Source organism: Bradyrhizobium sp. DOA1, from assembly GCF_001593325.1.
In the GTDB taxonomy this organism is placed as follows: Bacteria; Pseudomonadota; Alphaproteobacteria; order Rhizobiales; family Xanthobacteraceae; genus Bradyrhizobium.
In genome coordinates this window covers 1,015,298-1,037,946 of record NZ_JXJM01000001.1, presented here as the reverse complement: position 1 = coordinate 1,037,946, position 22,649 = coordinate 1,015,298, and the positions used below count along the sequence as shown (strand labels likewise).

Genomic DNA, 22,649 nt, shown 5'->3' with positions numbered 1-22,649 from the left:
ATCCGCGCCCTCCAGGCGCACGCCTCCCGCGCCCGCCAGCAGGGGGCCTAAGCAGGCCGAAACCCGGCCTCGCCTGCGAATTGCGTGGCTTGCGGAAGGTTTTGCGGCCGCAACCCGCCTGAAAACTTGACACCTTCGGCCCGCACTTCTAAATCGCGGGCTCCATGTGCCGGCCGACTGACAAGTCCGGCCGCCTGCATGATGGTCCCGGGCGCATAGCTCAGCGGGAGAGCGTTCCCTTCACACGGGAGAGGTCCAAGGTTCGATCCCTTGTGCGCCCACCACGCTTCGCCAAAAGGCTTTGCGTGGCGCAGCGACGCCCAATGACGGCGAAGCGTGTCCGGCGTAGCTCGAAGAGCGCAGACGGACTGGGGCGTCTTGCTCCCGCTCTGTCCAAACATTGAAAACAACCCCATGCACAGTAGCCGACATGAGCAAAAGCAAGGGGTTACGCCTTTTCCGAATTTTGTGCGAGGCGTCGGGCAAAACAGGGGTAGGATGGCATCATCGGCAGGGAGCCGCCCGGTCGAGTGACGTCACGCAAGACCGCCACGAGCCGCATTCTATCCGCCAGCCTGTTTGCTCATCCGCCGACGCAACCGTCGCGCAACGACCTCGCCTAGAACACGATGGGGTAAGGCTCGATGGCTGCACCGACGGAGATGTATTCCCTCTCCGCTTGCGAGCGCTTTGCGCAAGCCTGGCTCGCAATGCCGTTCTACTTGCCGCGATATCGCAGCGCCTCTACCAGCAGCGAGAAGGCCGGCGAAGGCTGGCGGCGGCAGGGATAGTAGAGATGGTAACCCGCGAAAGGCGGGCACCAATCCGAGAGCACACGGACCAGACGTCCCTGTGACAATTGAAGCTGCACCTGTCCCTCGGTGAGGTAAGCAAGGCCCAGCCCCTTCAACGCGCCGTCGAGGAGAAGGCCCGCGCTGTTGAACACGAGCTGGCCCTCCACCCGCACATTGAGCTCCCGCCCGTTCTTTTCGAACTCCCACGCATAGAGGCTGCCGCCGTGCGTCGGCAGACGGAGATTGAGGCAATTGTGGTGGGTCAAATCCTGCGGCGTCTTCGGCCGCTTGTGTTCGGCGAAGTATGAAGGCGAGCCGACCACGGCCATGCGAAGGTCGGGGCTGATACGCACGGCGATCATGTCCTTGGCGACGAGCTCGCCCGGACGAATGCCGGCATCGACCTGTTGCGCCACGATGTTGGTGAGCCCGTAGTCGACGATCACTTCGACGTGGATGTCCGGATATTTTGGTAGGATTTTTTGCAACGCCGGCAGCAGGATCTCGCCGGCGGCAAACTCCGTCGCGGTCAGCCGGATGGTCCCGGCGGGCTTCTCGCGCAATTCGCTCAGCGCGGCGAGGTCGGTCTCCATCTCCGTGAATTTCGGGCCGACGCTGAGAAACAGCCGCTCGCCAGCCTCAGTCGGCGTGACGCTGCGCGTCGTCCGGTTCAGCAACCGCACGCCGAGCCGCTCCTCCAGATTTCGGATGATCTGGCTGAGCGCGGACTGCGTCATGCCGAGCTTCACCGCGGCGCGCGTGAAGCTGCGCTCCCGCGCCACGGCGAGGAAGGCGAGGAGATCGCTGGCGTCCTCTCGGTTCATTCATTAGTCCGGCTAATGACTGCATGCGAAATCTATCACCTAATCGGAGAAGCACGGAAGTCCTAGGTTCGGATCAGCCATCGGGCTGCAGGGCCCAGAAACGAAGCCGGGACGACAGCAGATGATGGCACCCGCCCCTGGAAGGAACCCCGTCATGAAAATGGCCGCAGCGAGTCTGCTTTCATTGTGCCTGCTCGCCGGCCCCGCCGCCGGACAGGCGTCCACCGCAGGAGCAAACATCATGTCGAAGCCGGATATCCGCGGCGTGGCTCCGGCCCTCGAAGCCTATGCGCAGAAGTTCGTCATCGGCGATCTCTGGAAACGACCGGGACTGTCGCGCCGGGATCGCAGCATCGTCACCGTGGCCGCGCTGATCGCGCGCGGTCAAACCATCGAGCTGCCCCACTATCTGGCGCTCGCGCTCGACAACGGCGTGAAGCCGTCGGAGATATCGGAGATCATCACGCATTTGGCCTTCTACACCGGCTGGGCCAACGCGCTGGACGCGATCCCGGCGGCGAGCGAGCTGTTCAGGAGCCGCAACATCGGCGCCGATCAGCTGCCGCCCGCTTCGGGGCCGCAGCTGCCGCTCGACGAGGCCGCCGAGAAGCAGCGGGCCACGCGCGTCGGCGAGCAGTTCGAGCAGATCACGCCGAGCCTCGTCCAGTACACGACCGACGTGCTGTTCCGCGATCTCTGGCTGAGGCCGGCGCTGGCACCGCGCGACCGCAGCCTCGTCACCGTCAGCGCGCTCATCGCCACCGGCCAGGTCGCGCAGATCACCTATCATCTGAACCGCGCGATGGACAACGGGTTGACGCGGGAGGAAGCCGGCGAGGTGCTCGGCCATCTCGCCTTCTACGCCGGCTGGCCCAACACATTCTCCGCGGCGCCTGTCGTCAAGGACGTCGTCGAAAAGCGGCCGCGTTGATCGGAGAGATGACCGTGATCACACGACGTGGCGTGTTCATCGCCGGCAGCACAGCAGCCACTCTCGCAATTTGGCGGGTCCAGCCACTCGCGTCCGAAGCACCGAAGGAGACTGAGATGGAGATCGACATCAAGAGAAACGGGTCGCGGCCCTCGCAGAAGGGCTCGCCGGACTGGTTCACGGGGGCCGTCCGCGTCGACCCGCTGTTTCAGGCACCGGATCCCGCCCGTGTCGGTGGCGCCCAAGTCACGTTCGAGCCCGGTGCCCGGACCGCCTGGCACACGCATCCCCTCGGGCAGACGCTGATCATCACGGCCGGGCTCGGCTGGGTTCAGCGCGAAGGCGGTCCGGTCGAGGAGGTCCGGCCCGGCGACGTCGTCTGGTTCTCGCCCGGACTGAAGCACTGGCACGGCGCCTCGCCGACGACGGGGATGACCCACATCGCGATCCAGGAATCCTCCGGCGGCAGGAACGTGGATTGGCTGGAGAAGGTGAGCGACGAGCAGTATCGGAAATAATCAACGCGCACTGTAGAATGCGCATGATGTATCTGAGGGAGCACGCATGGCGACCATATTCATCACGGGCAGCACGGACGGTCTCGGCCGGGCGGCGGCACAATCGCTTCTGGATCATGGTCACCGCGTGGTGCTGCACGCGCGATCAGCCGATCGCGCCGCAGCGCTCGGCGAGCTCACCTCGCGTGCCGCAGGCATCGTCGTCGGCGATCTCAGCAGCGCCACCGAGACGAGGCGCATTGCCGACCAGGTCAACGCGATCGGGCGGATGGACGCGGTCATTCACAACGCCGGCGTCTACACACAGCCGAGCCGCGGCGCGACGCCGGAAGGCCATGCCGTCACCTTCGCCATCAACACGCTGGCGCCTTACATGCTGACGGCCCTGATCCGGCGGCCCGACCGCCTGGTGTATCTGAGCAGCGGGCTGCATCGGGGCGGAGAGGGCTCGCTGGACGACCTCGACTGGGAGAGCCGGGCCTGGGATTCCGCAAAGGCGTACGCCGAGAGCAAGCTGCATGTCGTCGCGCTGGCTTTCGTATTGGCGCGGCGCTGGCCCGAGGTGCTGAGCAATGCCGTCGATCCCGGATGGGTGCGCACGAGGATGGGCGGTTCGAGCGCGCCGGTCGATCTCGACACCGGACAACGGACCCAGGCGTGGCTCGCTGTGAGCGCAGATTCCGCTGCCAAGGTGAGCGGCCGCTACTGGCATCACTTGCAGCAAGAGGAGCCTGCGCGTGAGGCCACCGATCCGGGATTTCAGGACCAGCTCATCGACAAACTGAGCAAGCTGACGGGCGTCGAGCTGCCGAAGGCCTAAACCCTCCGGCAATGACCGAGCAACCGTCAGTCGGCTGCAGCCGGCCGCCAGGCGGCGTAGAGACCGACGAGGGTCCCGATGGCGATCAGCGCCGCCGCCAACAGCACCTGCAATTGCCCATCATCGGTCGGGCCTACCGATGACACGAGCCGGGTCACGATCACGAACAGAACGCCCACAGAGGCCGCGGCACCAACGCCGAGATAAGCGAGCTCTCGCGTCAGCTTCCCGCCGAGAAGGCCGAGCGCTGTGAAATACATCGCGCAGGCGTTGGGATGAACGAACAGGGCAATCCGCGCGTAAGAGCCGTAGGCGTCGAGAAGGGACTCGCATCGGCGCAGTGCCGCTCTGGAAGCAACTCGCTGCAACAGCGGCCTGAAGAAGCGAGCCTGTCCGTAACTGACGACGGCACCGACGATGATCGCCAGCCACGCCGCGATGAAGACGGAGACATCCACGGACTTCGGACTGAGCGTCACCGACATCAGGATGAGCGCGGTTCCCGGAAAATAGCCGAAATACGGGAAGACCGACTCCAGCAGCACGCAGACGAACATGAAGACCAGAAACCATGAGCCGGTCGCACCCTGGACGATGGCGTTCAGGTCAAAGAGGTTCGTCCTGTAGAAGACGAGATACATGCACATGGCGAGGCCCGCCAGCGCGTAGAACGGCAATGCGCCCGACAGAAATCGTCTCATCCAACCATCGCGCTCTGTTCGGCGGAGACGTCGGCCTCGCGCTTTTCCGGATCATGCTTTAGGCGAATGGGATCGCTCCTGTCGATAGTACGCTTTGCCACGCAATGCTGGCCTCGCCCTGACCGCCCTACGCGATCGACAATATCTCGATCTCTTGCGCGCCCGCCCCAACGACGTCCCCGACCGCCTTCCCCATCAGCGATCTCGCGACCGGCGAGACGAAAGAGATCGTGCCCGCCTTCGGATCGGCTTCGTCTTCGCCGACGATGCGATAGGTCTGCACCCGGCCGTCCGCGCGGCTGAAGGTGACGGTGCTGCCGAAGGCGACGGTATCGGTCGAGGCCGGGTCGGGAACGAGCTGCGCGGTGCGCAGGCGTTCGGTCAGATATCGGGCATCGCGCAGGGGCACGGCCGATTGCCGGCGCTTCTCGTTGACGTCCTCGATGGCTTGTGCGGCTTCATAGGCCTTACGCGCCTCGGCAAGCTGCTTCTGCAACGCCTGCAAGCCGGCCTCCGTCACGAGGTTGGGATGCGGTGAGATCGGGCGATCCGGCAACAGCGTCTCGGACGCGGTTTCGGCGCTCTCTTCCTTGGTGAAGGCAACGCTCAATTCTGGCTTCCTGTCGAACTGTTCGGGCTACCCGGAAGCGCGTCCCCGCGCCCGGTGTTGCCCTGACTATATCTCAAGTTCGACGAAACGACGGAGCTTGAAGACGAGATCCGGCAGGGCTTGGCGGAACCTGGTCGCATTCTGGAATGTGGTCGAGAATGGGGCGAAGGTGATCATGGCGTTCCAGTGCCTGTAGCCATAGACCGTGACCGAGGCCCCGGTCGCCGGAAAATTCTCCATCTTGCGCAGCTCGCCGAGCACGAGATCGGCAATCGCTTCCGCAGGCAGCAATTGCTTGCCGTCCCGCGTGGTGGCGACTTTCGGTGGTGCTTCGGCCGTATTCGTCTCGGCCAACGCGGTCTCGGGTGCAGGCTCTGGCGTGGTCTCGAGCTTGATCTCGGGCTCAGCCGGCAAGGCATCGAGGGCGGGCGGCTCGACTGGCTCGGGCTCGTTCGCCGGCGCTGTCGGGGGAGCCTCGGTGAGCGGCGGCGGGGTTACTGTCTCTGCGCGCTTGTTGCCTCCCAGGATGCTGGTGATCATGGCCACCAAGCCAGCATCCTTCCCGTCGTCGCTCATTCCTTCCCCCGGACCTTGGCCTCTTTACTCGAAAACGCTCGCGCGACCCCCGCGCCGGCAGATCGCCACAATGTATGTCGTTGGATGCCATGGCAAAGGCCACCCTTCAAGGCGCAACGGCGACGCAGCCGGCGATCCCGCCGCGCCGCCGTGCGATCGCTTATCGCTTATCGAAGGGAATGTATTGGTGGTACTGCTTGGGTACCGAGCTGCGGTAGCGGGCCGGGACAGTGCCGGTGTCGACCGAATGATCGATCTCCTGCTGCCGCGTCATCTTCTTCTTCGCCGGCTTCTTCGACGCGCTCTTCTTTGAAGAGCCCGGCTCGCTGGAGGCATCGGTGGTGGCAGCCGGTGCCGTCGCGGCCGGCGCAGGAGCTGTCGCCGCAGGCGCAGCGGTTCCGCCGGCGGCCGGCGCGCTCTGCGCCAGCGTAAACGTCGTCTGCATCATGACAACCAGCGCTGCCGTCGCAGCCAGCAAATATGATTTCTGCATCAGAACCTCCAAAATGCCTGATCCGAATGAGGCAAGCCTAGTCCCACGGGATCGAGGCATGCAAGTTCGCCGAGATTAAGTCGGAACCCGCGTGCGAACTGTGGCCGGGATCACAGTGGCCGCCGCCGGCTGCGTCACGATGTACCTCGCCTCGAACGCAGCCGGCGTCGCTGACACCAACACAGCATGACCGTGCGTCAGACAGGCCACGGGAACGCCGAGCACGGCCGTTCCACCCACCATCGAAGGAGACTGAAATGCGTCGCACCATCCTCACGCTTGCATCATTCGCAACCCTGATCGCCGCGTCATTGTCGGCGGCGCCGGCCCAGGCCGGCAGCGACAGATATTGCCTGCAAGGCCGCCACTGGGGCTATCCCGGCAACTGCCAGTTCTCGAGCTATCAGCAATGTGCGGCGAGCGCCTCCGGCACGTCGGCCTATTGCGGCATCAACCCGCGCTACGCCTACTCGCAGCCCTATTACTACTGACAAGAAAGCGGCGTGCGCAAACGTGCACGCCGCTTCGCATCTTGCTGCTGTTTACGATGACCTGTCCGGAAACCCGCGCTTCGCGCTTTTCCGGATCATGCGTTAGAAGACCTCTACGCCCGAATCCTTGATCACCTTACCCCAGCGGCCGTAGTCGGCCTTGATGATGTCGGTAAACTCCTCGGGCGTCGAGGTGGTGACGCGTAGTCCCTGAGCCTCCAACCGAGTTCGAACATCGGGCTGAGCTCCGATGCGTACGACCTCCGCGTTCAAGCGCTGGATGATTTCAGCCGGGGTACCTGCGGGCGCAACCAATCCAAACCAGGAATCGACGACGAAGTCCGACACACCGGCTTCGGCTGCAGTGGGGACGTCGGGCAGCTGCGATGAGCGCTCGCGGCTGGTGACGAGAAGACCCTTGATCTTTCCGTCGCGGATCTGCGGCGCGAGCACGGTCAGCGTGTCGAACGACAGATTGACGACGTTGCCGAGGAGTGCGTTGACCGCCGGGGCGCTGCCCTTGAACGGCACATGCAAAAGCTTCGTTCCGGTTTGGCGCTGGAAGAGTTCGCCGCTCAGATGGCAAAGCGTGCCAGGACCGCAGGAAGAATAGGTCAATTTGCCCGGATCTTTGTTCGCTGCAGCGACGAGGTCCCTGGCGCTCGAGACCGGCGTGTCCGGACTGACCGCCAGCACGTAGGGGACCGTCGCCAGGTTCGACACTGGCACGAAACTCTTGAAGGGATCGTACCTGATCTCCTTGTTGATATGCGGCAGGATGGTGAGCTGGCCGGCGGGAGCGAGCGACAAGGTGTAGCCATCGGGCTCCGCGGCAGCGACGGCTTCGGCAGCAATCGCAGTGCCTGCGCCTGCCTTGTTCTCGATCACGACGGGCTGCTTGAGCGCCTCGCTCAGCTTGTCCGCGTAGACGCGTGCGACGGAATCGGCGGCGCCGCCGGGAGGGAACGGCACGATGAGCTTGATGGTACGGTTCGGCCAAACACCGGCGCTCGCGCCGCTCGCACTCACGAGCACCGATGCGGTCAAGATGGATGCGGCCAGCAAGCGAAGGGATCGAACGAAGCGCACAGCAGAAACCTCATTGAAGTTCGGCAAGCCCGACCGTCCCTTTTGCAGACGTCCCAGCAACTTGCCGCGGCAACCATTCAATAGATGCGATGCAACTGCGCTCGCGGCAATGGAACCGCGTTGCAAATGCGCGTTGGTGCAAAGAGGATTACTTCTGTCCGATGCGCGATCGCGAGAAAAAGCGACTAATGAGCTGCCGCAGGCCCGATGAAGGGTCACGAAGGTCGGAGTTCCGGAACGAGAAGAAGGCAGTAAGCGATTCAAGAGGCCGCTAATCCGATCTCCGCCAGCCGGCTTGCGAACCAGCGCGACTGCACCTCATCGAGGGCCGCGCTGACATAGACTTCCGACATCGTCACGTGGTGCCTATCCAGTACCAGCAGCACGCCGATCCAATACGGAAACCAGACATGCACGTCGGTCAGCGCCCGCAGCTTGTGCTGGTCGTGCTCGAGCGGCGTGTGATTGCTGGCCTTGCGGATCTCGACGGTGAGCAGATTGTTCGGGATCTCGCGCTGATGCACCGCGACGTCGGGATAGATCGATTTGCCCAGATGGTCGTCGGTCGAGATGATGCTGCCGTGCGGCAGGTGCAGCGTGCGCTCGCCGAGCCGGTCGTAATTGCAATCGACCGACCAGCCTGAGAACTGCTTCTCCAGATGCACGGCGAAGCGGTGCGTGATCGCTCGCTCGCCGACGTCTTTCTCGAACAGGAACGTCTCGTGGGCGTAGAAGTCCCGGAGCGCCGCGATCACCTTGTTCAGCTCGGTCTGCATTTTTGCTCAGCCCCGCCGCGCCGCTCCCAATGTTCCTTTACATCTGGACTTCGATCAGGCGCGGCCCGGGCTCGGCGACGGCTTCGGCCAGCGCCTTGTTGAACTCGTCGGCGTTGGTGACGGCGCGGCCGGGCACCCCCATGCCTTTCGCGAGCGCGACGAAATCCAGCGTCGGGCGATCGAGGCGGAGCATGTCGTTGGCGCGCTGGCCGGGCTCCCCGGCGCCGACATTGTCGAACTCGCCGCGCAGGATCTGATAGATGCGGTTGGCGAACACGATGGTGACGATGTCGAGGTTCTCGCGGGCCTGCGTCCACAGCGACTGGATGGTGTACATCGCGCTGCCGTCACCGACCATGGTGATGACCTTGCGGTCCGGGCAGGCGATCGCGGCGCCGATCGAGAGCGGCGTCGAGAAGCCGATCGAGCCGCCCATGTTCTGGAGCCAGTCGTGCGGGGCCGCCGCCGCCGTCGGCGGGAAGAAGCCGCGGCCGGTGGTGAGGGATTCGTCGACCATGATGGCGTTCTCGGGGATCGCACAGGCGATCGCCTGCGCGATCGAGGCGAAGTTGAGCGCGCCGGTCGGCTTGACCAGCTCAGCCAAGGCCTGCGGCTTGACGTCCTTGGCGCTGGCCTTCACGGCGCCGGCCAGCGCTTCGAGCGCCGCGACCGAGTTCTCGCCCCATGACGTCATGCGATGGACCTCGCAGCCCTCGGGCTTGAGCATGCTCGGCTTGTTCGGATAGGCGAAGAACGCCACGGGATCGTCGGACTCGACCAGCACGATGTGACGGAACTTCGCCAGCATCGGCAGCGCCTGCTCGATGACGTAGTGGATGCGGTCGATCGAGAAACGGCCGCGGCCGCGCGCCATCTTGGGGCGGAAGGTCGGGCCCATCACGGTGCAGCCGGTCTTGCCGGCGATGCGCTCGGCCAGCGCCAGGCCCTGCTCGGTCAGCGCGCTGCCGGTCATCAGGAGCAGCGTGCCCTCGCCGTCGCCGTGCAGGATCTTCGCGGCCTGCTCGACCGCCTGCGGCGAATAACTCGCGCGCTGCTGCTCGGCCGGAACCTCGGCGATGCCGTCGGCCTCGTTCCAGGCGGTGTCGGCGGGCAGGATCAGGGTCGCGATCTGCGGCGGCGCGCTTTTGGCGGCAGCGATCGCCGCGGCGCCGTCGGCAGCGACCGATTTGGAATCCGGCGAGGTGCGGACCCAGGACGACATCGGCCGGGCCAGGCCCTCGATGTCGGAGGTCAGCGGCGCGTTGTAGCCGATGTGGTAGACCGCGTGCTGGCCGACGATGTTGACGATGCCGGAATTGGCCTTCTTGGCGTTGTGCAGATTGGCAAGGCCGTTGGCGAGGCCGGGACCGAGATGCAGCAGCGTCGAGGCGGGCGTTCCCTTCATGCGGAAATAGCCGTCGGCGGCGCCGGTCACCACGCCCTCGAACAGGCCGAGCACGCAGCGCATGCCGGGAACGCGGTCGAGCGCTGCGACAAAATGCATCTCGGAGGTGCCGGGGTTGGTGAAGCAGACGTCCACCCCGCCCTTGACCATCGTCCGCACCAGGCTTTCCGCACCGTTCATTCTTTTTGCTCCGCAACCGGTCTTTTCAGGTGATCCATCGATCAATCATTGTTCGCGCTCCCCGTCAAAGCAATAGCCGCCATCGCTGCCCTGCCCCGCGCCGCCATGCGCGGGTTTGGCTAATGTTTTTCGGCAAATTGTGGTTGCCGATTTGGTAACGCCAATCGTGGAGCATGGGCTCCCTCACGGCCCCGTGGCTTGCGAAATCCGCGCAAATATGGCCTGTGGCGTTGATTGAATCGATTTCTTGCTGGGGAGAACAATGATCCGGTTTTTTGCCGCGCCGATTGCCGCCATCGCTCTGCTGTCGGCCACCGCAGGCGGCGCGCTCGCCGAAATGTTCGACACGCGAGACATCATGGGCGGCGGCCCGAACTTCTTCGGTTCCGGCGCCAATCCCGTCCCCCGCACCACGGTCATGTACAATGGTAATTACGCGCCCGGCACGATCGTGGTGAACACCAGTGAGCGCCGGCTGTATCTGGTGCTCCAGAACGGCCAGGCGCTGCGCTACGGCATCGGCGTCGGCCGCGACGGCTTCCGCTGGGGCGGGGTGCACAGGATCACCGCGAAGAAGGAATGGCCGGACTGGACGCCGCCCTCGCAGATGCTGCGCCGCCGGCCCGACCTGCCGCGCCACATGAAGGGCGGCGTCGACAATCCGCTCGGCGCGCGCGCGATGTATCTGGGCTCGACGCTGTACCGCATCCACGGCTCCAACGAGCCGGAGACGATCGGCCAGGCGGTGTCCTCGGGCTGCTTCCGCATGACCAATGACGACGTCACCGACCTCTACAGCCGCGTCGCGGTCGGCACCACCGTGGTGGTGCTGAACAACTAGGCCGCTGCGTCTGGAACCCGCAGGGGCGCGTGCATTTGCGGGCTTGTGCGCGCGGGGTGAATGCGGCAGCGTCGGCGGACGATGAGCGCTCTGAATCTGCCCTCGCCTCGCCTTCGCATCGGCCTCCTGATCCTCGCCGCGCTCACCTTGGTGCCTGACGCCGCATCCCAGGCTGCGGCGGGCGAACTGCCCGCGGTGACCTCGCGCCAGCGCTCAGAGCGGAAGAGCTTCACCGACGGCGAGATCGTCGAGGGCTTCCTGAAGACGGCGTTCGGCGCCGAATATCACCTCGCCGGCCGCGTCGATCGCATTCGCAAGTTCGACGGGCCGGTGCGCGTCTACGCCGAGAGCGATCGCGCCGATCGCAAGACGCAGCTCGCGAAGGTCGTGTCCGACATCGCCCGCCGCGTGCAGCATCTCGACATCGCCATGATCGAGACCAACGAGGCGGCGAATGTGCGCGTGAAGCTCGTGCGCGACCGCGATCTCTTCCGCACCCTCACCAGCTTCTACGGCGCCGAGAAGGCGCGCGAGATCCGCTCCTCGCTCGATCCGCAATGCCTGTCCGGCTTCCGCAAGAACGACAATTTCGAGATCGAGCATTCCGACGTCATCCTCACCGTCGACAACGGCGATTTCACCTTCCTCGACTGCGCCTATGAGGAGCTGCTGCAATCGCTCGGGCCGATCAACGACACCTCGAGCGTGCCCTGGACGATGTTCAACGACAACGTCTCGATGGGCTATTTCGACATCTACGACCAGTATATCCTCAACGTGCTCTACGATCCCCGCATCAAGGCCGGCATGACCGTGGCGGAGGTCAAGGCCGTGCTGCCCGCCGTGCTCAAGGATGTGCGGGCATGGGTGAAGCGGGTGAATGATTTGAAGGAGTAGGTGATCTCTTTCCCCTCTCCCCTTGTGGGAGAGGGTGGCTCGCCGCGGAAGCGGCGAGACGGGTGAGGGGTCTGTCTCCGCACGTTCGATTCACAATGAGTACGCGGAGAGAGACCCCTCATCCGGCGCTTCGCGCCACCTTCTCCCACAAGGGGAGAAGGGAAGAAGAGCCTCTTCGAACGCCCTACTGCACGAGATCGGCGACGGTGGTTGCGGCCTTGAGACCCGTGCCGGTGAGGACCACGACCGTGGTCTCGTTCGCCTTGAGGGCGCCGGTGGCGGAGAGCTTGTCGAGTGCGGCGGCCGCGCTGGCGCTGGTTGGCTCGGCGAACAGGCCTTGCCGCGCCAGGCGCCGCAGAGCGGCGACAATCTCGTCCTCGGTGAGCGCGACGGTGCCGCCGCCGCTGTCGCGCAGAGCTGCGATGATCTCGCGCAGGCGCAGCGGGTTCTTGATGGCGGTGCCTTCGGCGATGGTCTTGTGCACCTCGCGCGCGACGGGCGTGTCGACGCCGGCCTTGAAGCTCGCATCGATCGGCGAGCAGTTTTGCGGCTGCGCCGCGAACAGGCGCGGCAGCTTCGAGATCTGGCCGGTTTTCAGCAGCTCGCGGAAACCGAAGGCGCAGCCGAGCAGGCTGCTGCCGGCACCGACCGGAACGATGACGTTGTCGGGCGCACGGAAGCCGAGGTCTTCCCAGATCTCGTAAGCGAGCGACTTGGTGCCTTCGAGGAAGAACGGCTGCCAATTGTGGCTGGCGTAAAAGGTCTCACTGGACTGGCGGATCGCCTCCGCTTCCGACTCCTCGCGCGGTCCCTCGACGAGCTGCACCGTCGCGCCGTAAGCGCGCACCTGCGCGATCTTCGCCGGCGAGGTCGAGGCCGGCGCCAGGATCTTCACGCGCATGTCGCCGGCGGCGCCCAGGCCTGCCATCGACGAGCCGCCGTTGCCGGACGAGTCCTCCAGAATGGCTGAGATGCCGATCTGGCGCAGGAAGGACAGCATCACCGCCGAGCCGCGGTCCTTGAAGCTGCCGGTCGGGTTGAACCATTCGAGCTTGAAGAACGGGCGCAGCTCGCCCCAACCCTGCTGCACCAGCGGCGTGCAGCCTTCGCCGAGCGTGATCGGATTCTTGATGTCGACCGGCAGCGCCGCCCGGTAGCGCCAGAGCGAGCGCGTGCGGCCGTCGATGTCGTCGCGCGAAATGCCGGCTCCGGGCGTCACCAGCAACGGCGTGCGCTCCTCCGAGCACCAGCGCGGCTGGTCGAGCGGATAGAGCCGTCCGTTGCGGGGATCGACATAGCTGGCGGCGGGCATGGCAGTCTCCAAGGCATGGGAATCCACCCTTGAAAACACGAAAAATGACAATATTTCAATCTCTTAAACTGGCTGCCGTGAGATCGGCAGGCCTCAGGGAGCTAGCCCCCAACGGGCCCTCCCCGCTCGGCACGATTAACTTGTCTGTCGCGGCTTGCCGCTACAATATGTTGGATTGAGCTCGCGTCGCCGGGGTCCTCGACTGGCAACGCGACCGAGCCAGGCCCGTCCGAGCGGCGGGCCATTGGCTTTTTGGGAGCCTGGACATGAGCCGCGCGAACCGTACCGACCACATCCGCCTGACCTCCCATCCGGAGCCGGGCCGGAAGGCCGCCTTCCCGATCCACTGGGGCGCCACTGATGCGCGCGCCCGCGGGCCGATCATCGGCACGGTGTCGCGCGCGGGTGATCGCAACGTGATCGGCAGCCATGGCGGCTCCTACGCGATGTACCGGGCGCTCGCGGTCTCCGCCGGCGCGCTCGATCCGATCCGCCGCCCCGATCTCACCAACACGTTTCCGGCCGCGACCATCGGGCCGTTCGAGCAATGGCAGGATCCCGCGAAGATCGTTGCGCTTGATCCATGGGGTCATCTCGTCGCCGAAAACTTCCGCCAGGAGATCGCCGAAGGCGTCGATATCCGCCCGAGCATTGCGGTGACGCGGGCCCGGCTCGACCTGCCGGAGATTCGCGAGGCGCTCGCCGCAAAACGCTTACGCGCCGACGGCGAGGTCGTGCACGCGAATGGCAGCGTGTCGGTGGTGAAGATCGCGATCGATCCGGTCTGGTACCTGCCCGGCCTCGCGACGCGCTTCGGCACCGGCGAGACCGAGCTGCGGCGGACGCTGTTCGAGCAAACCGCCGGCATGTTCCCGGAGTTGGTGACGCGGCCGGACATGAAGGTGTTTTTGCCGCCGATCGGCGGCACCACGGTCTATATGTTCGGCGACGTGACGAAACTGCCGGACCATCGCACCAGGATCACCTGCCGCGTGCATGACGAGTGCAACGGCTCCGACGTGTTCGGCTCCGACATCTGCACCTGCCGGCCCTACCTGATTCACGGCATCGAGGAATCCGCGCGCGGCGCGCAGGAGGGCGGGCTTGGGCTCGTCGTCTATAATCGCAAGGAAGGCCGCGCGCTCGGCGAGGTCACCAAATTCCTGGTCTACAATGCGCGCAAGCGCCAAGAGGACGGCGATGCCGCCGCCGCCTATTTCGAGCGCACCGAATGCGTCGCCGGCGTCCAGGACGCGCGCTTCCAGCAATTGATGCCTGATACGATCCACTGGCTGGGCCTGAAGCGCATCGACCGCTTCTTGTCTATGAGCGATATGAAATACGACGCGCTGACCTCGCAAGGCATCGATATCGTCGAGCGGGTGCCGATCCCGCCGGAGCTGATCCCGGCCGATGCCTATGTCGAGATCGCCGCAAAGAAGGCGGCCGGCTATTACTCGACCGACATCGCGCCGGAAAAGGACGTGGATGGCGTGGTCGGGCGTTCGCTGGAAAAATACTGATCGCGCGATGGTGGAGGCTTTGGAATTGCAAGCGCGCTCGCTGCTCACCGCAAATGCGGTTCGCGCGCGCGCTCGCCAGATGCTCGAGATCGGCCTTGCCGATGGCTTGCGCCATTTCACAGTTGATCTCGACCGCATGGACGGCGTTGCTCAAGCCGTGCTCGCGGTCACGCGCAAAGCCTATCCAACGCTGGACATCCCGTTCCATGCGCGCTGGCGACATTTTGTACTTGGCGGCGTCGATCGCTGGGCACAACTGGCCGGCGCAGTGTCGTGGCCCGACCGCACGGCGCGGGCGCGCGCGGAGTTCGACCTCGCCATCGTCAGCGTGCTGCTCGATGCCGGCGCGGGGGCAGCGTGGCGATACCGCGACATGGAGACGGGACAAGCCATCGGCCGCTCCGAGGGGCTTGCGATCGCAAGCCTCGACATGTTCGCGGGCGGGCTCTTCTCGCACGATGCCGGCTCGCCATTCAGGGCGGACGCGGACGTGCTCGCGAAGCTGCCGCTCGCTGCTCTCAAATCCGCCTTTCAAGCGAGCGACGACAATCCGCTGCTCGGGCTCGAGGGACGCGCCGATCTGCTGCGCCCGTTGGGGAAGCTGATGGCAGAGCATGCCGATGTCTTCGGCATGCACGACACGCCGCGGCCGGGTGGGCTGTTCGATCACATCGCGGCACAGGCAAAGAATGGCACGATTCCCGCGCCCGCCATCCTGTCCGCGGTGCTGAACCAGCTAGGACCGATCTGGCCGTCGCGGCTCGAGCTTGCCGGCATTCCGCTCGGCGATTGCTGGCGCCATCCGGCGATCAAGACGGACGACGCAACGGAGGGCCTCGTGCCACTGCACAAGCTGTCGCAATGGCTGAGCTATTCGCTGATCGAGCCGCTGCAACGCGCCGGCTTTACCGTCACCGACATCGACGGCCTGACCGGACTTGCCGAATATCGCAATGGCGGCTTGTTCGTCGATCACGAGGTGCTGCGCCTGCGCGATCCTGCCGATGCCGAGCGCGCGCATGCGGTGGATTCGCTGCTCGTCGTGGAATGGCGCGCGCTCACCGTGGCGCTGCTCGACCGGCTCGCCGAGCGCATCCGTGCCAAGCTCGGCCGCACGCCCGAGACCTTACCGCTCGCCAGCATTCTCGAAGGCGGCACCTGGGCCGCCGGCCGCGCCATTGCCTTTGCGCGCCGTCCTGATGGTTCTCCGCCGCTCAAGGTGATCAGCGACGGCACGGTTTTCTAGACCCTCTCTCCTTGTGGGAGAGGGTGGCTTCGCGACAGCGAAGCCGGGTGAGGGGTTGCTTCCGCGGGAGTATCTCTCATTGGAGTCCGCGGAAAGATACCCCTCATCCGGCGCTTCGCGCCACCTTCTCCCACAAGGGAGAAGGGAAACAGCAAGAGCATCCGATCATGGAAGGCGTCACGATCGTCGATCATCCCCTCGTGCAGCACAAGCTGACGCTGGTGCGGGACAAGTCCATCTCGACCAAATCGTTTCGCGAGCTGATCAAGGAGATCGGCATGCTTTTATGCTACGAGGTGACGCGCGACCTGCCGCTGACTGACACCGTCATCGAGACGCCGCTGGCGACGATGCATTCGGCGAAGATCGCCGGCAAGAAGCTGGTGTTCGTGCCGATGCTGCGCGCCGGCACCACCTTCGTCGACGGCATGATGGACCTGGTGCCGACGGCGCGCGTCGCGCATATCGGGCTTTACCGCGAGCCGCTCAGCTTTGCCGCGGTCGAGTATTTCTTCAAATCGCCGTCCGATCTCGGCGAGCGCCTCGCCGTCGTGGTGACGCCGGTGGTCGCGACCGCCAACACGGCGGTCGCCGCGATCGACCGGCTGAAGGAGCGCGGCGCCAGGGACATCCGCCTCGCCTGCCTGATCGCCGCGCCGGAAGGGCTGGAGCGGTTACGCGGCCTGCATCCGGACGTACCGATCTGGACGGCAGCGGTGGACGAAGGCCTCGACGAGAACGGATTCATTCTCCCGGGTCTCGGCGATGCCGGCGACCGCGCCTACGGGACGCGATAACGACCCAGCATTTTAGGAACAGCTTGCATCGCGCGAGGTTCTCCTGCTTTGCGATGGAGAACACGATGCCCCTTCCGAATGATGATCTCAGAACTGACCGTGCCCGCCGCAACAGCCCAGTGGGCTGGGCAGTCGGCGCAATGTTCGTGATTGCCGTGGTCGCAGCCGTCTTCTTCTACAATGGGCGCGAGGTCGGTCCGCAGACCACGACCTCGAATCCGAATACGTCGCCGAACGTCACCACGGGATCGAATCCGCCTGCTGCGCCGGCTAACCCAGCGAAGTGAATCCGCTGACGGCAGGCCGTCACACCTTCCCGCTCCCGCAGATGCCCTTCAGCGCCTGCCACTCCTTGTCGGTCAGCAGCGGCGGGCCGCTGACGGGACGATCTTCCTTGGTCATGCGGGCGAGGCGGTCCTCGGTCAGCGGATGGCTGGCGAGGATATTGGTCAGGCCGGAGCCGCCTTCCTTGCCGGTGATGCGGAACATCAGCTCTGCCGCAGGCTTGGGCGAGCGGCCGAGCGCGTGCATGGTCGCGATCGCAAACGTATCCGCAGCGGTCTCGGCCTCGCGCGAATAGGACGCTTCGACCAGGCTGCGCGAGGCGAAGATCACGGCCGAGGAGCCGGTGACATCGCCGAACAACAGACCGATCAGGAACGAGGTGCCGCCATTGTAGATCAGACCGCGCATGTTGTCGTGATGCTTGAGGTGGCCGAGCTCGTGCGCGAGGATGCCGGCGAGCTCGTCCGGAGTCTCGGCCTTGTCGAGCAGGCCCTTGAGCACGAAGACCTTGCCGCCGGGTAGCGCAAATGCGTTCGGCACCGGCGTCGACATCACGCCCGCCGTCATGGAATCGTCGTCGAGGCCGGCGGCGTCGCGCAAACGATTGACGAGCTTGGTGAACGCGGCCTTGCCCGCGGGGTCCTCGCACACGCTGCGGCCGAAGATGGTCTTCATCTGGACCTCGGCGGCATCGCCGATGCGGCGCTCGACCGGCTTCGGCACCAGCGGCGCGAGGCGGTCGGCGGCGAGCGGCACGCCGAACAGGACGACGCAGACGATGGAGACGGCGGCAGCCACCGACCAGCCCACGATCCTGGCGACACCGCCGCGTGTGGTCTGGTGCTCGTCGAGCCGCGTGCAACGGACGACCACATCTGCCGCGACCTCGGCATCGCGGATCTCGAGCCGCGCCAAGGACGGCGCGGACGTCGAGGCCAGGCGCAACATCCCGGGCGGGCCGTCGGCTCGGCGGATATCGGCATAGGCCCAGCGAACGGGCGCAGCACCCTCCTCGACGATCTCGAGGGCGTCGCCGAGCGTCAGCGTCACCTGACGCTTGCGGCTCGAGACCCCGTCGAAGAAGATCGTCGGCTTGACGGATTGCGCCGGGGCTTCGGTCGACAACTCACTCACGGCTCAAAATCCCGCAACATCCAGGCCGTCGGCAAAACCTTCGCCGAGCGCGTTGGCGAGCTGACCGCTGCCACGCACATCCGCCGCGGCCGCGATGTTGTGCACCTCGACGGTTTCCAGCACCTTGGCCCAGAGATCGCGCTGGAGATAGACGCGCATGACGATGTTGATGGCAAGAGCGACCGCGAAATAGCCGATCACCATCATCACCACCATCGGGATGCTCTTGGTGGCATTGTCGCCGGCGAACACCTCCTCGGCTGAAACGCCGCTCAGCGTGACGACGAGGAACATACCGCCGACCATGTAGACGCCGAAAGCGGCCGAGAGCAGCGTCCACCAGCCAATCACCTTCCAGTACAGGCCGTAGAACGCGTCGTGCGGCAATTGCGAGGACAGGCTGACGCTGCCGATGCGGATGCCGTCGAGCCACCAGCGCCATTCGCGCGCCTTGAACTCGGCGTAGAGGAACGGCGCGAGCGGGAAGATCACGAACGCGATCGGGCTGAGCAGCCACAGCCACCAGCCGCGCTTGAAGAAGGTCCAGCCGTCGCCTTCGAAATCGCCGGTGAGATCGCCGTAATGGGTATGCTGCATCTTGTAGCGTTCGAGCGCAGCCTCGCGCCAGGGCAGCGCCAGGCCGAGCGTCAGGAAGACGAGCAAGCCCCACAGCATGGCGCGGAGCGAATAGGCCCAGCCCGAACCGTCCATCCAGAAGCGCACGCCGCGCCAGACCGTGCGCGTCAGGCGATAGCGTCGCGCGCGAAAGATCGCGAACTGGCCGAAGGCGTAGAAGGCGAGGAACAACGGCACCGAGGCGAAGGCCTGCCAGCGCTCGAACTCGATGCCAACAAGGAAATAGGCAAGATAGATCGGCACCAGGATCGCCAGCGCGACCAGGAAGCCGATCAGGAGCTCCTTGGCCCGGCCGGTGTATTCGGCGGCATCGCCGTCAACCGCGGTATGCGTCCACAGATGACGACGAATGTCGGTGACCAGCCAGAACCGGTAAAAGCCGAAAGTGACGAGCTCCAGCATGGCACCCTTGGTGACCAATTTACGGAACTCGGTGCGATTGCCGGTGAAATCGACCCGCGTGGGCGGCAGCGGCGGGGGTAAGGGCTCGGAGCCGATGGGGGCCCATTGCATGTTATTCACGGCGGCAACCTCGAGATGCGGATCAGTTCCGGTCAAACTATAGATCAGAGGTTAGTCGATCCCCAAGATAGGCGGGTTCGATTTAGCTCGATTCCAGTCGGCTTCTTGCACGGTTCTCCGCTCCGTGGCGTGCGCGAGGTCACGTTCGCGTGGCGGCGTGACGACCGTCCGACGTTCTCGTGAAGGTTGGATGTGGCAAAACTCGCCCTTGCCCCGACGCAGACAACCGGCTGTAATTGCACATCGAATACCGCAGCGCAGAATTCAACGACGCGCGGTTCATTATCAGGGAGAGCGGTCATGCATGGGACCATCGAGAGCGCGTCCAAGCTCGACGCCCTGCGCGCGCGCGCCACGTCGCTGCCGCTGGAGCAATTCGATCCGGGCGACCCGGAGTTGTTCAGGACCGATACGTTCTGGCCCTATTTCGACCGGCTGCGCCGGGAAGATCCCGTGCACTATTGCAAGGACTCGATGTTCGGGCCGTATTGGTCGGTGACGCGCTACAACGACATCATGGAGATCGAGACGAACCATTCGGTGTTCTCCTCGGCTTCCGCGCTCGGCGGCATCACCATCCGCGACATCGATCCGGACCTGCGCCGCGAGAGCTTCATTTCGATGGACCCGCCGCGGCATGCGGCCCAGCGCAAGACCGTGGCGCCGATGTTCACGCCGACGCATCTGGACAACCTCGCGATCAACATCCGCAAGCGCTCGGCCGAGTGCCTGGACAACCTGCCGCGCGGCGAGGTGTTCGACTGGGTCGACCAGGTCTCGATCGAGCTGACGACGCAGATGCTGGCGGTTCTGTTCGACTTTCCCTGGGAGGACCGCCGCAAGCTGACGCGCTGGTCCGACGTCGCCACCACCATTCCCGGTCCCGACGGTCTCGTATCCACCGAGGACGAGCGGATGGCCGAGCTGACGGAATGCGCGGCCTATTTCTCCCGCCTCTGGAAGGAGCGCAGCGAGCAGCCGCCGAAGAGCGACCTGTTGTCGATGATGGCGCATGGCGCCGCGACGCGCGATATGGATGCCAAGAACTTCCTCGGCAATCTCATCCTTTTGATCGTCGGTGGCAACGACACCACCCGCAACACCATGTCGGGTTCACTTCTGGCGCTGAGCCAGCATCCGGATCAATACCGCAAGCTGCGCGAGAACCCCGATCTGCTCGACAGCTTCGTACCCGAGGTGATCCGCTGGCAGACGCCGCTGGCGCATATGCGCCGCACCGCGCTCTCCGATTTCGAGTTCCGCGGCAAGCACATTAAGAAGGGTGACAAGGTCGTGATGTGGTACGTCTCCGGCAACCGCGACGAAGAGGTGATCGAAAAGCCCTACGAGTTCATCATCGACCGCGCGCGCCCACGCACGCACCTCTCCTTCGGCTTCGGCATCCACCGCTGCGTCGGCCTGCGGCTCGCTGAACTCCAGCTCAAGATTATTTGGGAAGAAATCCTTAGGCGTTTCGACCATATTGATGTGGTCGGCGAACCCAAGCGGGTCTATTCGAGTTTCGTGAAGGGTATCGAGACGCTGCCGGTGAAGATTGCGGCGTGATTAGAACGCAACTGGAGCCACGACCATGAACATCCAAGCACCGGTCAAAGTGGACAAGGCCGAACGCATGCGCAGGGCCCGCGAGGAGGCCTATGCGACGCCGCTGTCGCAATTCCACCCCGGCGCGCCCCGGCTATTCCAGGACGACACGCTGTGGCCGTGGTTCGAGCGGCTGCGCAAGGAAGAGCCGGTGCATTACTGCACCAACGCGCCGATCGAGCCCTATTGGTCGGTGGTCAAGTACAACGACATCATGCATGTCGACACCAATCACGGCATCTTCTCTTCGGACTCGACGCTCGGCGGCATCTCGATCCGCGACGTGCCGCCCGGCTACGACTATCCCAGCTTCATCGCCATGGACCAGCCCCGGCATTCGGCGCAGCGCAAGACCGTGTCGCCGATGTTCACGCCGACACATCTGGACGAGCTGGCCAAGCTGATCCGCCAGCGCTCGCAGACAGTGCTCGACAACCTGCCGCGCAACGAGACCTTCAATTTCGTCGAGCGCGTCTCGATCGAGCTGACGACGCAGATGCTGGCGACGCTGTTCGATTTCCCCTGGGAGGAACGGCGCAAGCTGACGCGCTGGTCCGACGTTTCGACCGCGCTGCCCAAGAGCGGCATCGTCGCCTCCGCCGAAGAGCGCCGCCGCGAGATGGACGAGTGCTATGCCTACATGTCCAAGCTGTGGAACGAGCGCGTCAACTCCGCGCCGCGCAACGACCTCTTGTCGCTGATGGCGCACAACGACGCCACCCGCCACATGGATCCCGACAACCTCATGGGCAACATCATCCTGCTCATCGTCGGCGGCAACGACACCACGCGCAACACCATGACCGGCTCGGTGCTGGCGCTGAACGAGAACCCGGAGCAGTACGACAAGCTGCGCGCCAATCCGGAGCTGATCGATTCCATGGTGCCGGAGGTGATCCGCTGGCAGACGCCGCTGGCGCATATGCGGCGCACCGCGCTCCAGGATACCGAGATCGGCGGCAAGCCGATCCGCAAGGGCGACCGCGTCGTGATGTGGTACGTTTCGGGCAACCGCGACGAGGAGATGTTCGACAAGCCGAACGACTTCATCATCGACCGGCCGCGGCCGCGCACCCATCTCTCCTTCGGCTTCGGCATCCACCGCTGCGTCGGCATGCGCCTTGCCGAGCTGCAGCTCAAGATCGTCTGGGAGGAGATGCTCAAGCGCTTCGACCGCATCGAGGTGGTCGGCGAGCCGAAGCGGATCTATTCCAGCTTCATCAAGGGATATGAGACGCTGCCGGTGCGGATTCCGGGGTAGGCCCGCTGTACCCCAACCTCTGCTGTCATCCCCCGCGAAAGCGGGGCATCCAGTACGCCGCAGCTTCTTGGTTCTAGCCGCACCGACTCTGGAATACTGGATTGCCCGCCTTCGCGGGCAATGACACCGAGGATGGAGCGACGAGTGCACAGCCCCTACGCTCGGCGAACGGGACACCCAGCTATAAAATTCCGGCATGACAGCTCGCGCCAGATGCGAAGGCAAGGCGGCGCGCGGCTGTTCTAGGACACGGCAGCTAACTCAACCGGATGTCCCACACCCCTTCCTTGCGGCAGGCGGCGACCTCCTCGCGCAGCAGCGCGGTGATGGCGAGCGAGGCCGTCGAGGCCGGACGGTCGATCGGAGAAGCGAAAATGAGCTC

The 22,649-nt window shown here is 64.8% G+C and carries 23 protein-coding genes and 1 tRNA gene; 13 read left to right on the top strand and 11 right to left on the bottom strand.

Annotated features, from left to right (window positions below):
- Positions 1-209 precede the first annotated feature (209 nt).
- Positions 210-284 (top strand) — tRNA-Val (locus tag SE91_RS04865).
- Positions 285-718: 434 nt separating this feature from the next.
- Here SE91_RS04865 and SE91_RS04860 read toward each other — a convergent pair.
- Entirely contained in the window at positions 719-1,618 is a 900-nt protein-coding gene (locus SE91_RS04860; protein ID WP_061846775.1) for a LysR family transcriptional regulator, read from the bottom strand.
- Positions 1,619-1,772: 154 nt separating this feature from the next.
- Here SE91_RS04860 and SE91_RS04855 point away from each other — a divergent pair, with 154 nt between their 5' ends.
- The 3 genes from SE91_RS04855 (at position 1,773) to SE91_RS04845 (ending at position 3,887) form a co-directional block, all read left to right on the top strand.
- Positions 1,773-2,549 carry a carboxymuconolactone decarboxylase family protein gene (locus tag SE91_RS04855; RefSeq protein ID WP_061846774.1) on the top strand — a complete coding sequence of 259 codons (777 nt, stop codon included), beginning with the start codon at positions 1,773-1,775 and terminating at the stop codon, positions 2,547-2,549.
- Between the two features lie 122 nt (positions 2,550-2,671).
- Positions 2,672-3,067 carry a (R)-mandelonitrile lyase gene (locus SE91_RS04850; RefSeq protein ID WP_061850969.1) on the top strand — a complete coding sequence of 132 codons (396 nt, stop codon included), beginning with the start codon at positions 2,672-2,674 and terminating at the stop codon, positions 3,065-3,067.
- A 46-nt stretch (positions 3,068-3,113) separates the two neighbouring features.
- Complete coding sequence (locus tag SE91_RS04845) at positions 3,114-3,887, top strand: SDR family NAD(P)-dependent oxidoreductase (protein WP_061846773.1); 774 nt, start codon at positions 3,114-3,116, stop codon at positions 3,885-3,887.
- Positions 3,888-3,913: 26 nt separating this feature from the next.
- On the opposite strand, the gene SE91_RS04840 is transcribed toward SE91_RS04845, so the two are convergent.
- The 4 genes from SE91_RS04840 to SE91_RS04825 form a co-directional block, all read right to left on the bottom strand.
- Positions 3,914-4,588, bottom strand: coding sequence for a hypothetical protein (locus tag SE91_RS04840; RefSeq protein ID WP_061846772.1), 675 nt, complete (start codon positions 4,586-4,588; stop codon positions 3,914-3,916).
- Between the two features lie 127 nt (positions 4,589-4,715).
- Positions 4,716-5,198 carry a transcription elongation factor GreA gene (gene greA / locus SE91_RS04835; protein WP_061846771.1) on the bottom strand — a complete coding sequence of 161 codons (483 nt, stop codon included), beginning with the start codon at positions 5,196-5,198 and terminating at the stop codon, positions 4,716-4,718.
- 66 nt (positions 5,199-5,264) lie between these two features.
- The gene (locus tag SE91_RS04830) at positions 5,265-5,774 is read right to left on the bottom strand and encodes a hypothetical protein (RefSeq protein WP_061846770.1); all 510 of its coding nucleotides are present in this window, start codon (positions 5,772-5,774) and stop codon (positions 5,265-5,267) included.
- Between the two features lie 160 nt (positions 5,775-5,934).
- A complete protein-coding gene (locus SE91_RS04825; protein WP_060734971.1) occupies positions 5,935-6,267 on the bottom strand; it encodes a hypothetical protein in 333 nt (110 codons plus the stop codon).
- 257 nt (positions 6,268-6,524) lie between these two features.
- Between SE91_RS04825 and SE91_RS04820 the strand changes: the two genes are divergently transcribed.
- Positions 6,525-6,758 (top strand): DUF3551 domain-containing protein, encoded by a 234-nt coding sequence (locus SE91_RS04820; protein WP_008563627.1) that lies wholly within the window; start codon positions 6,525-6,527, stop codon positions 6,756-6,758.
- 102 nt (positions 6,759-6,860) lie between these two features.
- Here SE91_RS04820 and SE91_RS04815 read toward each other — a convergent pair whose 3' ends face one another.
- From SE91_RS04815 to SE91_RS04805, 3 genes are all read right to left on the bottom strand, one after another.
- Entirely contained in the window at positions 6,861-7,874 is a 1,014-nt protein-coding gene (locus SE91_RS04815) for a Bug family tripartite tricarboxylate transporter substrate binding protein (RefSeq protein WP_061850968.1), read from the bottom strand.
- 233 nt (positions 7,875-8,107) lie between these two features.
- Positions 8,108-8,623, bottom strand: a complete 516-nt coding sequence (locus SE91_RS04810; RefSeq protein ID WP_061846769.1) for a hypothetical protein — start codon at positions 8,621-8,623, stop codon at positions 8,108-8,110.
- Positions 8,624-8,660: 37 nt separating this feature from the next.
- Positions 8,661-10,208 carry an acetolactate synthase large subunit gene (locus SE91_RS04805; protein WP_061846768.1) on the bottom strand — a complete coding sequence of 516 codons (1,548 nt, stop codon included), beginning with the start codon at positions 10,206-10,208 and terminating at the stop codon, positions 8,661-8,663.
- A 262-nt stretch (positions 10,209-10,470) separates the two neighbouring features.
- Here SE91_RS04805 and SE91_RS04800 point away from each other — a divergent pair, with 262 nt between their 5' ends.
- Together SE91_RS04800 and SE91_RS04795 are read left to right on the top strand one after the other, a co-directional pair.
- Complete coding sequence (locus SE91_RS04800; protein WP_061846767.1) at positions 10,471-11,049, top strand: L,D-transpeptidase; 579 nt, start codon at positions 10,471-10,473, stop codon at positions 11,047-11,049.
- 81 nt (positions 11,050-11,130) lie between these two features.
- Positions 11,131-11,946 carry a DUF2927 domain-containing protein gene (locus SE91_RS04795; RefSeq protein ID WP_008563614.1) on the top strand — a complete coding sequence of 272 codons (816 nt, stop codon included), beginning with the start codon at positions 11,131-11,133 and terminating at the stop codon, positions 11,944-11,946.
- Between the two features lie 184 nt (positions 11,947-12,130).
- Here the strand turns inward: SE91_RS04795 and SE91_RS04790 are convergent, their stop codons facing one another.
- Complete coding sequence (locus SE91_RS04790) at positions 12,131-13,258, bottom strand: threonine synthase (RefSeq protein WP_061846766.1); 1,128 nt, start codon at positions 13,256-13,258, stop codon at positions 12,131-12,133.
- Positions 13,259-13,524: 266 nt separating this feature from the next.
- On the opposite strand from SE91_RS04790, the gene SE91_RS04785 reads away from it, so the two are divergent.
- The 4 genes from SE91_RS04785 (at position 13,525) to SE91_RS04770 (ending at position 17,111) form a co-directional block, all read left to right on the top strand.
- Positions 13,525-14,781, top strand: a complete 1,257-nt coding sequence (locus SE91_RS04785) for a GTP cyclohydrolase II (protein WP_061846765.1) — start codon at positions 13,525-13,527, stop codon at positions 14,779-14,781.
- Positions 14,782-14,788: 7 nt separating this feature from the next.
- On the top strand, positions 14,789-16,027 hold the full coding sequence (locus SE91_RS04780) for a URC4/urg3 family protein (RefSeq protein ID WP_061846764.1): 1,239 nt from the start codon (positions 14,789-14,791) through the stop codon (positions 16,025-16,027).
- A 167-nt stretch (positions 16,028-16,194) separates the two neighbouring features.
- The gene (upp, locus tag SE91_RS04775; RefSeq protein ID WP_061846763.1) at positions 16,195-16,824 is read left to right on the top strand and encodes a uracil phosphoribosyltransferase; all 630 of its coding nucleotides are present in this window, start codon (positions 16,195-16,197) and stop codon (positions 16,822-16,824) included.
- Positions 16,825-16,889: 65 nt separating this feature from the next.
- Positions 16,890-17,111: a hypothetical protein gene (locus tag SE91_RS04770; RefSeq protein ID WP_156489458.1), complete on the top strand. Its 222-nt coding sequence runs from the start codon at positions 16,890-16,892 to the stop codon at positions 17,109-17,111.
- A gap of 19 nt (positions 17,112-17,130) precedes the next feature.
- On the opposite strand, the gene SE91_RS04765 is transcribed toward SE91_RS04770, so the two are convergent.
- Both SE91_RS04765 and SE91_RS04760 read right to left on the bottom strand, forming a co-directional pair.
- The gene (locus SE91_RS04765; RefSeq protein ID WP_061846761.1) at positions 17,131-18,243 is read right to left on the bottom strand and encodes a M48 family metallopeptidase; all 1,113 of its coding nucleotides are present in this window, start codon (positions 18,241-18,243) and stop codon (positions 17,131-17,133) included.
- Between the two features lie 3 nt (positions 18,244-18,246).
- Positions 18,247-19,392, bottom strand: coding sequence for a YjgN family protein (locus tag SE91_RS04760; protein WP_197489559.1), 1,146 nt, complete (start codon positions 19,390-19,392; stop codon positions 18,247-18,249).
- Between the two features lie 309 nt (positions 19,393-19,701).
- On the opposite strand from SE91_RS04760, the gene SE91_RS04755 reads away from it, so the two are divergent.
- Positions 19,702-20,967: a cytochrome P450 gene (locus tag SE91_RS04755; protein ID WP_061846760.1), complete on the top strand. Its 1,266-nt coding sequence runs from the start codon at positions 19,702-19,704 to the stop codon at positions 20,965-20,967.
- 25 nt (positions 20,968-20,992) lie between these two features.
- Entirely contained in the window at positions 20,993-22,267 is a 1,275-nt protein-coding gene (locus SE91_RS04750; RefSeq protein ID WP_061846759.1) for a cytochrome P450, read from the top strand.
- Positions 22,268-22,649: the final 382 nt, after the last annotated feature.

What these genes read in the sequence shown, in the direction of transcription:
- SE91_RS04825 (WP_060734971.1), bottom strand. Translation starts at nt 6,267, where the DNA reads ATGCAGAAATCATATTTGCTGGCTGCGACGGCAGCGCTGGTTGTCATG.
- SE91_RS04805 (WP_061846768.1), bottom strand. Translation starts at nt 10,208, where the DNA reads ATGAACGGTGCGGAAAGCCTGGTGCGGACGATGGTCAAGGGCGGGGTG.
- SE91_RS04830 (WP_061846770.1), bottom strand. Translation starts at nt 5,774, where the DNA reads ATGAGCGACGACGGGAAGGATGCTGGCTTGGTGGCCATGATCACCAGC.
- SE91_RS04855 (WP_061846774.1), top strand. Translation starts at nt 1,773, where the DNA reads ATGAAAATGGCCGCAGCGAGTCTGCTTTCATTGTGCCTGCTCGCCGGC.
- SE91_RS04755 (WP_061846760.1), top strand. Translation starts at nt 19,702, where the DNA reads ATGCATGGGACCATCGAGAGCGCGTCCAAGCTCGACGCCCTGCGCGCG.
- SE91_RS04790 (WP_061846766.1), bottom strand. Translation starts at nt 13,258, where the DNA reads ATGCCCGCCGCCAGCTATGTCGATCCCCGCAACGGACGGCTCTATCCG.
- SE91_RS04840 (WP_061846772.1), bottom strand. Translation starts at nt 4,588, where the DNA reads ATGAGACGATTTCTGTCGGGCGCATTGCCGTTCTACGCGCTGGCGGGC.
- SE91_RS04795 (WP_008563614.1), top strand. Translation starts at nt 11,131, where the DNA reads ATGAGCGCTCTGAATCTGCCCTCGCCTCGCCTTCGCATCGGCCTCCTG.
- SE91_RS04785 (WP_061846765.1), top strand. Translation starts at nt 13,525, where the DNA reads ATGAGCCGCGCGAACCGTACCGACCACATCCGCCTGACCTCCCATCCG.
- SE91_RS04860 (WP_061846775.1), bottom strand. Translation starts at nt 1,618, where the DNA reads ATGAACCGAGAGGACGCCAGCGATCTCCTCGCCTTCCTCGCCGTGGCG.
- SE91_RS04780 (WP_061846764.1), top strand. Translation starts at nt 14,789, where the DNA reads ATGGTGGAGGCTTTGGAATTGCAAGCGCGCTCGCTGCTCACCGCAAAT.
- SE91_RS04760 (WP_197489559.1), bottom strand. Translation starts at nt 19,392, where the DNA reads ATGCAATGGGCCCCCATCGGCTCCGAGCCCTTACCCCCGCCGCTGCCG.
- SE91_RS04800 (WP_061846767.1), top strand. Translation starts at nt 10,471, where the DNA reads ATGATCCGGTTTTTTGCCGCGCCGATTGCCGCCATCGCTCTGCTGTCG.
- SE91_RS04770 (WP_156489458.1), top strand. Translation starts at nt 16,890, where the DNA reads ATGCCCCTTCCGAATGATGATCTCAGAACTGACCGTGCCCGCCGCAAC.
- SE91_RS04750 (WP_061846759.1), top strand. Translation starts at nt 20,993, where the DNA reads ATGAACATCCAAGCACCGGTCAAAGTGGACAAGGCCGAACGCATGCGC.
- SE91_RS04845 (WP_061846773.1), top strand. Translation starts at nt 3,114, where the DNA reads ATGGCGACCATATTCATCACGGGCAGCACGGACGGTCTCGGCCGGGCG.
- SE91_RS04810 (WP_061846769.1), bottom strand. Translation starts at nt 8,623, where the DNA reads ATGCAGACCGAGCTGAACAAGGTGATCGCGGCGCTCCGGGACTTCTAC.
- SE91_RS04820 (WP_008563627.1), top strand. Translation starts at nt 6,525, where the DNA reads ATGCGTCGCACCATCCTCACGCTTGCATCATTCGCAACCCTGATCGCC.
- upp (WP_061846763.1), top strand. Translation starts at nt 16,195, where the DNA reads ATGGAAGGCGTCACGATCGTCGATCATCCCCTCGTGCAGCACAAGCTG.